Below are 14,243 nucleotides of genomic sequence, written 5' to 3' on the forward strand. Positions count from 1 at the left end.
CTAGTCCCTTTGGTGATATTCTCCCGACGCTCAAGCAAAGCTTAGAGCGCGGGCTTCTTTAAGAGAAGACTGCTTCGTTGTTAACGTTTCGTTAGAAACGCAAGTTAACGCCGTTTTGAGTGAGGCGCTATCCATCCCCACTGCTAACAAACCAATTCGTTTGATCAGCTTGCCTGAATTTACGTCACGCGGTAGTGATTCACCACAATGGTAGCACTCGTGCCAACGGTTTTTAAGAGATTTCGGTGTTTTGTTGAGGCAAGCGTGACAGTGCTGAGACGTTCCGCGTGGATCAATCTGGATGACTCGTTTGCCCAGTTTGAAAGCAACCCATTTCAAGACTCTGACAAACTGGCCTAGCGCCGCGTCTGTTAACGACTTGTTAAGTCCAGACTTAGCAGCTTGACCATTCGGCACGAATTTACCGTTTTCGATCTTAGGTCGATTGCGGCGTATGAGATTTTTAAGCGACAAATCCTCACAGAAGATCACCTCACAGTCCTTAAACAGCTTGTGAGCCGTCTTGTATTGCCAATCCAGCCTAGCTCTAGCAACACGAGTCTGTAGTTTCGCTATTTTCTTTGCTAACACCTTACGGGCATAGCAACCGTGAGGTTTTCGGGCTTTTCGTTGTTGCAGCTTCGCAATTCGCTTTTCAGATTTGCGAAACCATCGGCTATTTTCGATCTGAACGCCATCGGAACCAGACGAAAAGAATTCCAAACCGAGATCAATACCTTTCGAGTTTTCATCAGTGGGAAGAGTGTTGACTTCCACTACTGGCACCGATTTATCTTCGAGACTAAGCGTTAAAAAATAACCATCTGTCTCGTGTTTTATCGTTGCAGTCTTAACCGTGAAACCATCTGGTATCGGCCTATGTTCGATGAAATCTAATACGCCAACTTTAGGTAACTCTATTTTACCGTTATCGGTTAGTTCTACGCTTTGTGGAAAGCAGATAGAACGATAGTGTGGTTTACCTTTGAACTTGGGACGACCCGAACGCTTACCGTTTTTATCTCCGACAGTGAAGTTGGAAAACGTTTTATCTAAGCGTTTGATCACGTCTTGCAACACCTGAGACGGCATTGCTTTATATTCTGGAAACAGCGTTTTAGTTCGTTTTAGATCGTCTTTTTGAACGCTATCCCATCGCACGTAACCTTCATTAATCAACGCTACCTCAGCGCCTTTGTTCTTTCCTTTTTTGAGTATTTTCGTTTCTGGTATGTCTCGGTAGATATCAGCAATAGGAACAATACTACTTGTGAGTGGACAAGCGTTTACAGGCGTCCTGGTCGCTTCATACCATCTGAAGCGCTCCCCTAGTCTGAAATTGTATTGTCTACGGCAAAGCTCGATCCATTGGTCAATCAAACGTGACTGCCAGCGTTCTAACTTAAGCCTATACTTTCGTGCGGCTCTCATTGCTTGACTCGACCTATCAACACTTGCTACTCATCCCTGACCCTTCTTTCTAACCACTCAGATCGGCTTATGCCTATCTTCTCGGCTATAGCAGCCAACTTATCCCAAGCTGTGTCAGTCAGCGTAACTGTTCTAGGCTTTTTAAGCTCACTCCAGTTTACAGGTTTTCCTTTTACTCTTTTATCCGCCATGACATTTACCTGACAGTTTATTAGAATATACGTGTATTCTGAATTATAATCTTATGGATGTCAAAGATATAAATCCTTCCAATCTGGCCTACGTCGAATGTGAGAACAAAAAGACTTGCCTTCTGGCAACCAAACGCTACGGCAAAGAATTTTGAGGCAAGATTGTTCGCTACACTCACCTGCTATCATCCCGACGTTCAATCAAAGATTAGGACGCGGGGCTTCTCACAAGCCTGCTAACAAGGCTGTAGCAAATGGAGCGGCCACTGACACCAATAGCACCACTGACACCACTAGTGTCATTTGGCATTAGCAATCGAAAGAAGAAGTTCGCCAGGGTAATACCTACAGTGAGTCAGCGAACGATTTGTATCTACTAACCAGTTTGTATACGGTTCCGTTCCCGTTGCGTAAGACGACGCAATGGCATGTTCAGTAACGATCTTCTTGTCATAGCCCAAATACTTAACGAAAGAATCAACCGCTGTTATTGTAATGCGACCAGTCAAGGTGAGATGCATATTATGCATTATCGTTTCGCCTGCCATCGACTCAGAAACCGCCTCTGGGTCTTGAGCCGAGAAAAACAACCTAATGCCGTGAAAAGCTCCCGCAGCCGCAATGCGACTTATGAAGTCTGCAACTGAATCATATCTAACCAGATCAGAAAGTTCATCAAAATAAAAGATCGATTTATGAGCACCAAAAGCAGCTACGTGGGCAGCTACGCATGAATTCAGAACTAGGGTGGCTCTGTTTTCAGTGGACTCATTCGGTAGCGCGAAAACAAGTAGCTTAGCGTCGATTGGGAAAGACCTCACCCGCGAGAGCGCACTATTGGTTTCTATTAGACCAAGAAGCTGTTCAAGCAGGTATTCTTTTGCCTTCAGGACTTCAGGCGATTCGGAGCTGAGTTCTAAATCAATAATGAATGAGTGCAAATCTGGTAGCGTTGGCATTTGCTGAAATGCGTCTGTCCCAAAGCCTGCTGCAAAAGCATTGTCGTACCGCGCCCTTATGTTTTTATCGCTAAAAAATTTCTGTAGCGATAAATGTAATACGGTCTTTACTCTTCTACGTTGACGCCAATCTTTGTAGACCAAAAGATTTAAAATTGCCCAATTTAAGTCATTTATGTAGAAATCAAGCCTTTGCGAGTGGTATTTACTGGGTAATGAACTAAGGTTAGGCATTTCTAGAATATTAAAAGACTCTTTGCTCATATCGATATACGCAGCCATATCGCCTAGATAGTCCGCATATTTAGAGATGGGAGTAGGACGACAAGCTGGGGGAGCGATCGCTACAACTTTATGGCCAGAGGCTAAGAAAGACGTAAACATACCGATTGCAGCGGTGGACTTCCCCAAACGAGCTTCGCCAAAGAAGCAAATATTCTTATAGTCATGAATGTAGTCAATATGGATTGGTCCACCTCCCCCACTTGCTATTAATTCAAATCCCGTCTTATCGTTTTGATTAGTCAGCGTAAAAGGGATTAAAGCTGGCGATGTGGTTGTTCTATACGGAATGGTACGTCTATACGGCTTGTCTAGCAGGTTCTCCCATACAAATGGAAGAGTTTGAAGCCAGCAGCGCCGAGCATTCTTCCTCTCTCGGTTTGGTCCATTTGCCCAGGGGAAGCAATATGAAATTGCATTTACCACACTATCTATTTGTTCTGGGCGATCGCCATGAACTAAAACCACAGTCGCTATAGTTAATGGATTTACTACATTATGGATAGCGCTCTTAGCATCGCTATCTGGCAGCTGTTTGTTTATAATCTTTTCCGATTTGCATTCTCGTTTTAGGCTCTCGAATATCAATTTGTCTCTCGTTCTTCCAGTGACGGGGCTTATTTGAGTAATAATCTCTACGTCTCTGACCTGTGGTATAGACAAGATTTCCCAGAGGTAGCGTTGTTGCCCTTGTATAGAAAGTTTTTTTGGTTGCTCTGCGAAAGTCAACACTCCGATATGTTCATCACGAACCTTGACCCACTCGCGTTCAGCTTGCGGAATGTTAAACTCTCCATTTTCATCCTTTAGTAAGGCAGAACTAGGATGTAGAGTAGAACTCATTTCTGTCCAACCATTCTCATCACAGGTGAAAAACCGGGGTATCTCGGATGTTTGACCTGGATTTAATCGTTTGTAGAACCTTTCCCAAAGGCTATCTATTGAGAGCGCTTTAGTCTGGAAGCTATAGAACCTTGAAAAAAGACGTTCCCATTTCAAAAACCCCTCTAGGAAAGCAGAAACAGCGAGCTTGTAGTCTTCGTCCTTTTCAATATCGGTATCTATTTTCTTCTCTTTCGTAGATTTCCATAGCGCGGAAATTCTAGCGAACGCTGCTCTGCTCCAGTTCGCTTCACTGACTTCAGCAGTATCAATGTTTATAGTATGCTCCGCATAGATAGTAAGACGTTTTATCTGACGCATCCCTTGTTGAGTCAGTTCACTTAAGCGCTTCTTTTCCGAGCATAGGAAGGCCTGCAAAGGTATATGGTCACAGTTTTTGATTAGCCTACTTAGATACTGCTGTTGATTGTTATCGTTCGCAAATGACTCCAAATGAAAGGTTATTGTACCTTCTATTTGCGTAAGTACATGATTTAAATCAGTGACAGCTTGCTGCAATTGATAGTCGGTCAAATCAAGCCCTAGCCCTTCGCAGCTAAAGCCGAACACAAACCGAAAATTTCTACCCCTCTGTAACAACGCGCAGCCAACGCTACGATCTTCCAATGAGAAATCGATGAAACGCTCCAGAGCAAATTCATCTTTGATCGACTTATTGGCGTTAAGCCTGTCACCAAAAAACATTAAGGTACGTTCCTATAACGATGTTTGAACGAGCCATCACTTCTTGCAAACTTAGGACTAGCGTACAGCTCCATGCATTCACAGTGAGCATAGGGAGAGTCCGTGCGATCGAGAGAGTTGGAAGAATCCGTTTATGAAAGGCTTGTTTCCCTACTTAGAAAATTTCGATGTCTGAAGCAACGATACCGCCTCGACTTCCGGTAAGTGTTGCAATAACAAATACGCCCCCTGGACCTGCGCCATTGGAATCATATAGAACCTGGTTGGTTGCTGGATTAAAACCAAACAACTGACGATCTATCTCAGCTGCACTTCCCAGAAAGAATTGACCGGATGGCAATTGGCCTAACGAATAACTAGAAGGATGACCTGGCAGAAACCAACTACCTCGAATCATGATCTGATCAACCCCAGACTTAAAGCCTTCGATGCGATCGCTCCCCTCACTTTTATCCAAATAAGCATATTGATCGGAGCCGGACCCACCAATCATAAAGTCCGGGCCGCGTCCTCCATACAGAAAATCGTTTCCGCCTTTTCCAAGAAGCTTATCGTTTCCATCAGAACCAGCAAGTTCGTTGGGGCGAAAGTCGCCGATTAGTTCATCGGCTTTGTAAGTGCCAATAACATTTTCTATAGAGTATATTTTTTCTCGGTTGTAGCAAGGATCGATAGCTTCTTGCTTAGAGAGATTGGCATATACGCCTCGGCTGAATGAGTCAGATAGCATTCCCGCAATATCAAAGGCAATAGTATCGTTGCCCTTGCCACCATAGATAACATCTGTTCCTTCAACACCCAGAATGAAGTCGTCCCCAGCGTTGCCTTTGATAACATTATTATTTTCATCTCCAATGATGGTATCATTCCCGTAACCGCCAACAAAGGGCGGTTCTGCAACAAACTTCGACGGCGCTGGGAAGAGGTCTGGAGAGAGATCTTCGAGTTGGAACTGATTCTTAATTGGTGAAACCATAGGGAAAACCTGTAAATTTGCGATCAAAACTTTAACCGTTAGATTAGCCAGTTCGTAGATCCCACAGCAGTGCATGGTTCCTAGCCAAATCTATTAATGCGTCCAAAGGAGTAGACTGCTTATCCACTTCTTCGTTTCCCGACTTAGTTATGAAACTAGGCATCTGGTGAACGAGAAAGGAATTGAACAGATTTCAAAAGAACAAAAATTAATGCTGAGACAACAAATATGATTAATAGGAGCTGTGTTAGGTCTTTATTTACACACTCGAATGACGAAAATGCTGCACCTCCAAATATAACTGCTACTGTATATGGCATAGCTATCGGATTAGGGGGACGCAATAGATTGTTTAGACGAAAGTGTCCTAGCGGAACTAGTTGTAAGGTATAGACTAAGAAAGATATGGCAAAAATACTACTGTAGGCAATCTTAGTGCCTATAGGTACGCAAAGGTTATCAGCGAATACCATACTTCCGTATGATAAGCCAATAGAAAGACAGACCAAGAAGTAAAGAACAGTGTATCTATACTTCTGTACTGGAAGGAATAATTGTTTGGTCAACACTTTGATTCTGGCAAACGTATTGTTCATTAAGAATTTCTAACGTCTCCGACTAAAAGAAATATTCTAAGGCCCGCAACAAATCAACGAACCTACAAGCATTAGCCATTTCATTAGCCAATATTCGCACGCAAAACCCTAAATTCTGAAAGGTCTAGCTCTCAAGCGAAATTAAAGTTACTCGTAAATTACGATATCTGATGCGACTATTCCTGAGCGAATTCCGGTTAATGTTGCTAAGAACGTAACACCCCCTGGCCTTGCGCCATTGGAATCATACAAAACCTGATTGGTTGCCGGATTATAGCCAAACAACTGACGGTCGTTAGTTGCAGAGCTCCCTAAGAAAAACTGTTGTTGCTCAAGCTCACCTACAGGATAGCCAGCAGGGTTATCCTCTAGAAGAAACGAACTACCCCGAATGAGGATTTGATCAACCCCTGACTGGAATCCTTCAATGCGATCACCCCCTTCATCTTTATCCAGATATAAGAAGGCATCTGAGTTGCGACCTCCAACCTTAAAATCTTTACCCAATCCCCCGTATAGAAGGTTGTCTCCAGCAATTCCCAACAGCTTGTCGTCGCCATCAGCACCTGCAATGTCGTTATCGTCGTGATTTCCTATAATTTCGTCGTTTCGATAAGTTCCCCAGACGTGCTCGATGCTACTAAGTTCATCTCTATCTCTGAAGAAATCTAAAGCAAACCCCCGCTGAAGATTGACGATGACACCCTTTGACGATCCAGGGCCTCCACCAATCCATCCAGAGGGAAAGTACTCAACTAAATCGCTGCCTCGCCCACCTCGAATAATATCGCTTCCTTCTCTTCCTATGAAAATATCGTCGCCACTCTTCCCTTCCATAAGGTTATCTTTGTCATTGCCAACGAGCACGTCATTGCCTTCGCCACCTATAAAAGGAGTCTTTTCAATGTACCGATGTTGGCGGGTCGGATCATACTCGTATTCATTTATTTGAAGCTCGTATCTGATAGGAGAAGTCATGACATTAAGGTGCTTCCAACAGACACAAGCTAGTCTATTTATAGTCAAAAGCCATATAGTTGGAAATTGCACAAATTTTCATTGGAGAAGCTAAATTCGTACATATTTCACTGAGCTTGGTGTAAAAATGAACTGTTAAACAGTAATGTTTGATAGGAAAAAGGTTTTGAAGTGCATATTTCATAGGAAGTTGCGTAATTTCCAACAAAAAGTTGTCAATTGAAACTCTCAATGTTTTATAAAATTTAACAATTTTAGATTTTGTGCCATATTGGAGACGTTTTGTTGCGTTGTACCTATCAGCGTTTGTCTCTCGAAGGACAAGTAGCAATATCAGTTCCTAGTGCTTTGCCTTCATCAAATTTCAAGAGAGTCTGAGAGAAAGACGTGAAACCCGGTGCTTCAGCATGGGGAGGGATAGCAGATCTCTCAGGTGAGTATTAGCAAACATCCAGTATTCACAGGCGCTTAGCCTATTCCTCACAAACTAAAGGCTATAATGTGAGTATGATTCAACGAGCTTACAAATACCGTTTTTACCCGACTCCTGAGCAAGAAAGTTTGCTACGGCGGACTTTGGGCTGTGCGCGTCTGGTTTACAACAAAGCATTAGCCGCCAGGACTGACGCTTGGTATGAAAGGCAAGAGCGCGTTGGGTATAAAGAAACATCGTCAATGCTTACTAGGTGGAAGAAAGCGTCTGGGCTTTCTTTCTTGAATGAAGTTAGCTGTGTGCCATTGCAACAAGGACTAAGACATCTGCAATCAGCATTTGCCAATTTCTGGGCGGGGCGGACCAGTTACCCAAACTTCAAAAAGAAGCGGAATGGCGGTAGCGCAGAGTTTACTAAATCGGCTTTTAAGTGGCGTGATGGTAGCTTGTATTTGGCCAAGTGCAAAGAACCGTTGGCTATTCGTTGGAGTCGGTTGTTGCCGAAGGGCGCTGAGCCGTCCACCGTCACGGTGAAGCTTTCGCCTGATGGCAGATGGACAGTTTCTTTGCTGGTTGAAGTGGATGTTAAGCCATTGCCACCTATTAAAAAGCAAGTTGGGATTGACCTTGGCATTAGCTCGTTGCTGACGCTCAGTGATGGCGAGAAGGTGGCAAACTCGAAAGGGTTCAAGGCTAAGTATCGCAAGTTGCGTAACGCTCAAAAGGCGCTTAGCCGCAAGCAGAAAGGTTCTAGCAATCGGCACAAAGCAAGACTGCGCGTCGCGCGAGTACACGCTGAGATTGCCGATGCTAGGAAAGATATGCTTCACAAGCTGACGACTCGATTGGTGCAAGAAAACCAATTGATTGCTGTCGAAGACTTGGCTGTGAAGAATATGGTGAAAAACCACAAACTCGCTCAGGCAATCAGTGATGCTAGCTGGGGTGAGTTGGTGCGGCAGCTCGAATATAAGTGCGACTGGTATGGGCGAAAACTGGTCAAGATTGACCGTTGGTTCCCCAGCTCTAAGCGCTGCCATTCGTGCGGCTACACCGTCAACAAGTTGCCGTTGAAGATTCGTGAGTGGACGTGTTCTAGCTGCCATATGCATCACGATAGAGATCTCAATGCTGCAAAAAATGTCTTAGCCGCTGGTCTAGCGGTGGTAGTCTGCGGAGCGAGTGTAAGACCCAACAGAGCCTAGCTCTATGCGGCAACTGCGATGAAACAGAAACCCCTATGCGTAAGTCAGGGAATCCCCGCTCATTCAGGACGGGGGGTAGTCAAAAGACCACTCTATACTTTTTAAGTGCAACGTAGATTTTTCGGGTTGGCTCAAGAATGTAGCAAGCAGCTAAATTTATGGGCAGGTTACCGTTTTCCCATGAGCTAATCTGTTTTTCAATCGACTGGTGGTAGCCCTCTTTGAACGTGAGGCCGTGCGTTTTGATGGGTAGGGCCTCTAGAATTCTATATTTCTCATTCAAGTACCACTTGATCGCCGTGTTGATTCTGTTTTTTAGCAGCTCTTCTTTGGTATTCATCTTGGTGAAGGACTAGTAGATGATTTGACTTACTCGTCTAGCAAAGAACCTAGGTGAATATTAAGCCTAGTGATTTGTGTTTGAGTTTCTTCTGTTCCTAACTGCAATGTCTTGAGGCTAGATTCTATACTTGAGAGCTTATTCCTCAACCTATCTTGGGCATCACGACTCAAGCGTAACTGCGAAGCCAACTCAAGCCGTAATGATGATAGTTCTTGAATTACTCTATTTATTTGCATCTCTGAACTACTTGGCTTTTGACTATCTTCTATTAGACGAGCAGTAGCGTATGTGATAGCACTTGCAAAAAAAATAAATAAAACCCAGACCCAAGAGATCTGTCCTATTAGAAACCAGGTAAGAAATAGTGTTGAGCAGGCGGCAATGGCTGCAACCACGATAGCGTAAAGACGATAGCTGGAACTGTACGTTGTTTTACAAGGCATACGCATTTGAGCGTCATTTAGCACACTTACTAAGGCAAGAGCATCAGAGCACCTCACCAACTTCAGGCGAACGTAGTTATCAGTCGCTACCTTCCTTATAGCGCTACCACAGCTATGATGTCAACTATTAAGCTATCAATAAAGGAGTTAATAAAACGCTTAGACGTGCCTTCTAAAGGTATCTTTGCAATGGCGAATTAATTCACCGATTAGGCTTCATGGGCTTTCAGTCGATTTCAATCAGTTATATATATGCAGAATCAATTTATTGGGATAGGTATGAGACTGCTCGTAACGCAACTGGGTGGACAAAAGCTGGGATGCTTATGCATTTAGCTCATAGATTTGTTGAAGATCACCTAAGTTACTATCAACAAGCGGCTGAATACGATGCTATATCTAGAGGATTTGAGCAGCATCAAGGTGAACACTACCAGCTTCTACGTGACTGGCAGTCCCTGCCGGCCTATAAAGCAGAAAGGTTGCAGTTCGCTCCTTCCCCATTACAGCAAATGCCTGATCCTGATGTAAGTTTGGAGCGGATGTCTTTTACGCGCTTTAAATGTAGCGCCAGAGATTCAGCCGTTCTTCATCTTGCCATGATTATTGAACGTACCAATATCCAGATCTTGATGACCAAGATCATGCGCTGGTATTTCATGCACTATTGGGATAGTAAATTTCTCTATCAGCTAGAATCCGACGAGCAATTAACTTTAAGTCCTACAGTTCTACCACAGGTAGAACCTTAGGTTGAGTCATAGCCTATATAAGGCTAACAAACTCCGGTAGATAGGTGGTGGTGAAGTAGTTTTCGGTGAGGGTGTATGGCTTATTTTGATCCTAGAACAGGCATCCATTTTGTTCACGTCACCCAGATTAGAAAGGTAATCATTATTCCAATAAGCGTGACGCCGCCTGATGGCTGAAAGCGCTTTAGAAACGGCGGTTTCGGTATCTCTATCTACCCATGCCAGCGCTTTCTTAATGATTTGATGCTTGGCTGCTGTGTTAACTGCAGTTCTAGTCTGCGCCCGAATAATTTTTAGCTCTGCTTGGAACTGCTGTAGGGGAGTAGGCTGTTTAGCCTTTAAGCTCTCCCGCCGCGCCAGCACATCGCCAATCACTTCTAGCCGATAAAGGTTAAGCCTTGCGCCACTACCTTCCCTGGTGTCTTTGATCGGCTTGTGCCCGACCAGCTCCAGGGCTTTGTTAAATAACGCCGCCGGGGCCATTTGATTGGAAAACTTAGCGCCCCGCGTCAGTCCGACTCGTTTGGTATTTGCCGCAATTTGCTTTGCATGAGCGATCAAATAAAGTCCTGCGGCGATTACTTGCGGATGTTGGTTTGTCCACTGCACTAGCTCACCCTTAATTACCTTAGCCACACCTGGACAACGCGAAATGAGACTAACTAGCTCAATATCAGTGGCTGGTGCGGGAAGTTCTGGAAAATGCCAGAACTCTGTGCTATCTAGTTCTGGTCTCCCCGCTAGGAATTGGATTGCTTTCATTCGTTCTATTTGGTCAAAACAGGCTGGATCGTGAAGTGCGATATCTAGGAGCTGCGAGCGGACCACAGAGCGTATTCCTGGATTGCTGGCAGTTTTATCTGCGGCCCAGGCAGTAAAAAACTGGCTGTCCTGCTGTGAAAGAAACTGCTTGCCCAGTCGCTGCTCCATGTGAAGCTTGGTCGCCCTTGCTGCTTGGAAAGGATTGTTGATCTCATCAATCACTGTTTCCGAAGCTCTAGTTTGAGTTTTTTTTAAAGTTCGTCCGCGCTGCTCAATCAGCCCAATCCTAATGTTATCGCTCAACACTTTTAGAGCGTCTAACTGCTTTTGTTGTTGTTGATCTGGCAAGGGTACTGGCGAAATGCGCCAGCCGTAGCACTGCCAATTTTCATGCAGTAACTTTCGCTTAAAAATGATCTCAAACGCTTTGAGTGCCAAAAAGTGCGGTAAGTTAGGTCGCATCGCTGTAAACTTTTCAGCCTCCCGCTGCATTGGCTTTAGCGCTTTCTCAGCGCCTAGTGCTTTAGCTAGCGCAGCCGCTGCACCCATCGGTGCCTTCGCTTCATTCGCTAGTTCATCTGCCCAATACTGCCAGCTCAGCGCATCAGGATAAGCTTCGAGCGTAGGGGCACCCCGTTGACTGAAATAGATGTGCCGCTCCTTGATCGCCCCATCGCGGCCAATGGCCGATCTGATTCGTTCCCCTCGCTGGCTGATGCTTTGGGCTCCTTCATGAGGTGTGGCATATTCAAATTGGATATCGAAATGCTGTCCTTCGATGCTCACACCGCTATTGATGACAGGAGTAAAGATAAACCAATCGGGCCTTTCTTCGCTTAGGAAAGTATCGGGATCGGACAAAAATTTCGAGCGCTGATTTTGCAAAGTGGCCGCGCCATCGATGGCTAGCCCAGTTTTATCTGGGAACTTAGCCCGCAAGACTCGATCAATAGCGCGGCCCTTCCCCCGACTGCCGGACGGAATAGCAACTCGTTGCCCACGCTCTAGTGCTTCAATGATTTTTTGTAGCCACTGGTAGTAGTTGCCATACTCAAAAATAGTCATCTCCGTAGCGGGTCTGCTGCGCCGCTGTAGATGCGTATCAGTTGGAGTAAAGCCGCCGATAGTTTGCGTGGCCGCAAGTGTCCAGCCGCTCATGGTAGCGGTGGCGATCGCTACTCGTGGTACCGAGGCAAGTAGCTGTCTGAATGCTGCTAAACTTTGTGGTCCCGCGTTGCCTAGTTCTGCCGACTCAATCCGATGTAGAACTTCATTGGCTTCATCAATCTGGATCAAGTCAAAGCGCTGCCCTTTGAACTTGTAAGCTGATTCAGGGCAGCTGACCACAATCGCGGCACTGTAGTAGCTGGCATCTAAGTGAGTAGCCGCTATATCCCTGCCTGCTCGCTGATTGATGCGATGCTTGAATTCTTTCGCCAGTCCTCGTGTCGGTACGAAAATCAGCACCCGGCCACCGCTCTTAGCAACCTGTAACGCAGGCGGAATCAACGCCCGGTTAGATTTCCCTGTTCCCTGCGAGCAATCGTAAGCCACCAGCGACCGCCCGTCTGCTGGTGGCTGTATTTCTTCAGCGAAGCCGCTGATTAGCTCAGTATGAGTTTCATACTTGAGCAACTGCTTTAGTGATCGATAAAACTGCTCACGCGCTCGGTTTTTGTAGTCAGGGGCATCAGTATTGATATCTGCTTCGATACCGAGCAACTGAGCAATTCTGGCGTATGCATGGCGATCTCGTTCAACGCGCTGTTGTCGCTTCCACTCTGCTTGACTCTGTTGCCGCTTCGCTTCCTTTCTAGCGAAGCTTTCGCTAGAAAGCGGCGTCTTGGCAGTGAAAGCTGTCCAGGAGATGAGCGCCGATTGCTCGAACTGTTCTGGGGTGATATCATCAACATCACCATCAGCTTTCGTGGTTTGGCCCCACCATCTGACTAAGAACTGGTAGCCTAATCCCTCCACTATTTCAGCGAGGGCATTGTACTGACGCATCACTAGAGGGTTGCTGACTGCGCCGCCATCTGGGTTGAGCACCAGCATCTGAACGCCTAGCGCTTGGCACATCGCTTTTAGCTGCGCCGATGAACTAGCAAAGTTCCCACCTGCCGCACCGATAAATGCTTGACCCGTTCTTTCAGCCGCGATTATTGGCTTGAGGATACCTTCAGCAACATTGATAACTGTCCGATCACCATCAGCGAACGTCAGTGGTAGTTCACCATTTCGCAGGTTCGTTGGACGACCAGGAGTCGAGAGCCAAGGATAGCGAGGAACATCATCACTGCTCGTATCGCGGTTGCGAATCTGGAAGCCTAGAATACGCCCTTGAATATCTTTGGCGGGAACTAGATAGCCTGTATAGGGAGAGAGTAACTTAGTGCCATTCTCCCCTACCGCTGGGGTGTTCGGATGAACCGGGTTACGTAGGCGGTGCCAGGGCGTAATGCTTTTGAAAGCGGCGATTGTATTAGTAGAAAGTCCCCGGCGTTCTAAGTCGGCTCTATCCTCAGCATGTAACGACAGTTGAGTGAGAATCTGCCGATAGGCGATATTGCGCTCGTCAATGCTGAGCCCAGCTCGATAGTGTTCCTTAAGTGCATTCTCTTCAGCGGCTCGGCGGGCGCGACGCTCGGCAAGTTCCGCTTCACTAAGCTGAGTAGCGGTGATATCAGGCGTGAATGTGGCCCACTGCGAGCCCGCTTTGATGCATTTATAGCCAGCGATAACCTCAAACAGCTTTGCATCCCCATAGGTCATGCAAAGGACAAATTCCTGATCGCCGTCTGTTTTGGTGCTGCACTTGCCGCTGGTGTTATCACAGATCGGACAAGGATTATTCCGTTTGGTTGGCCGCAACTTTGTCATGCTGCAACCTTCTGCTCTGATGCAAAGGGTTTAGCAATGACACGGCTATTGTGTCCTTGAAGGCACAGTCGCTCGGGTCTTAGTGACGGATAGTTCGCAACCGTGCGCGGAACTTCATATTTTTTCATCTCTATCTCTCGGTAGGGTGAAGCGAGAGAGATAGGCTGCTGTCGGTACTTTCAGAAATGCGATCGCGCTATACGACCAAATTCTTTCGCGACAATTAGCAAAATCGGATATTTGCTGCTAATATAAACGCAGTACAAAACGTGACTTAAAACAGCGGCCAAGCAATTTCAAGTCAACCTATCTCAAATGAGTTGAAGCCCTAGATGTTCGTACCATCTGGGGTTTCGTAATGTTAGGGCGGTTTTAGATCATGAAGGCTGCTCCTAGCGATATGAAGATGGAAGTATTGTATAGTA

General features: G+C 45.7%; 9 protein-coding genes. 2 read left to right on the top strand and 7 right to left on the bottom strand.

What is annotated here, in order from left to right; genetic code table 11:
• Window positions 1-30 precede the first annotated feature (30 nt).
• The 4 genes from S7335_RS24315 to S7335_RS24335 form a co-directional block, all read right to left on the bottom strand.
• Window positions 31-1,431 carry an RNA-guided endonuclease TnpB family protein gene (locus S7335_RS24315; protein WP_006458824.1) on the bottom strand — a complete coding sequence of 467 codons (1,401 nt, stop codon included), beginning with the start codon at window positions 1,429-1,431 and terminating at the stop codon, window positions 31-33.
• 490 nt (window positions 1,432-1,921) lie between these two features.
• On the bottom strand, window positions 1,922-4,450 hold the full coding sequence (locus S7335_RS24320; protein WP_038020233.1) for a hypothetical protein: 2,529 nt from the start codon (window positions 4,448-4,450) through the stop codon (window positions 1,922-1,924).
• Window positions 4,451-4,604: 154 nt separating this feature from the next.
• Complete coding sequence (locus S7335_RS24325) at window positions 4,605-5,426, bottom strand: calcium-binding protein (RefSeq protein ID WP_227500123.1); 822 nt, start codon at window positions 5,424-5,426, stop codon at window positions 4,605-4,607.
• A gap of 743 nt (window positions 5,427-6,169) precedes the next feature.
• Window positions 6,170-7,000 (bottom strand): hypothetical protein, encoded by an 831-nt coding sequence (locus S7335_RS24335; protein WP_038020239.1) that lies wholly within the window; start codon window positions 6,998-7,000, stop codon window positions 6,170-6,172.
• A 507-nt stretch (window positions 7,001-7,507) separates the two neighbouring features.
• On the opposite strand from S7335_RS24335, the gene S7335_RS24340 reads away from it, so the two are divergent.
• A complete protein-coding gene (locus S7335_RS24340; RefSeq protein ID WP_006458858.1) occupies window positions 7,508-8,638 on the top strand; it encodes an RNA-guided endonuclease TnpB family protein in 1,131 nt (376 codons plus the stop codon).
• A 79-nt stretch (window positions 8,639-8,717) separates the two neighbouring features.
• Here the strand turns inward: S7335_RS24340 and S7335_RS24345 are convergent, their stop codons facing one another.
• The gene (locus tag S7335_RS24345; protein WP_006458759.1) at window positions 8,718-8,978 is read right to left on the bottom strand and encodes a hypothetical protein; all 261 of its coding nucleotides are present in this window, start codon (window positions 8,976-8,978) and stop codon (window positions 8,718-8,720) included.
• 664 nt (window positions 8,979-9,642) lie between these two features.
• Here S7335_RS24345 and S7335_RS24355 point away from each other — a divergent pair.
• Window positions 9,643-10,176 carry a hypothetical protein gene (locus S7335_RS24355; protein WP_038020246.1) on the top strand — a complete coding sequence of 178 codons (534 nt, stop codon included), beginning with the start codon at window positions 9,643-9,645 and terminating at the stop codon, window positions 10,174-10,176.
• A gap of 6 nt (window positions 10,177-10,182) precedes the next feature.
• Here the strand turns inward: S7335_RS24355 and S7335_RS24360 are convergent, their stop codons facing one another.
• Window positions 10,183-13,818, bottom strand: coding sequence for a DEAD/DEAH box helicase (locus S7335_RS24360; protein ID WP_038020247.1), 3,636 nt, complete (start codon window positions 13,816-13,818; stop codon window positions 10,183-10,185).
• Window positions 13,815-13,946 (bottom strand): hypothetical protein, encoded by a 132-nt coding sequence (locus S7335_RS29350; RefSeq protein ID WP_006458829.1) that lies wholly within the window; start codon window positions 13,944-13,946, stop codon window positions 13,815-13,817. The genes S7335_RS24360 and S7335_RS29350 overlap by 4 nt, the downstream gene beginning before the upstream one ends.
• Window positions 13,947-14,243 lie beyond the last annotated feature (297 nt).

This window comes from Synechococcus sp. PCC 7335, assembly GCF_000155595.1.
Lineage (GTDB): Bacteria > Cyanobacteriota > Cyanobacteriia > Phormidesmidales > Phormidesmidaceae > Phormidesmis.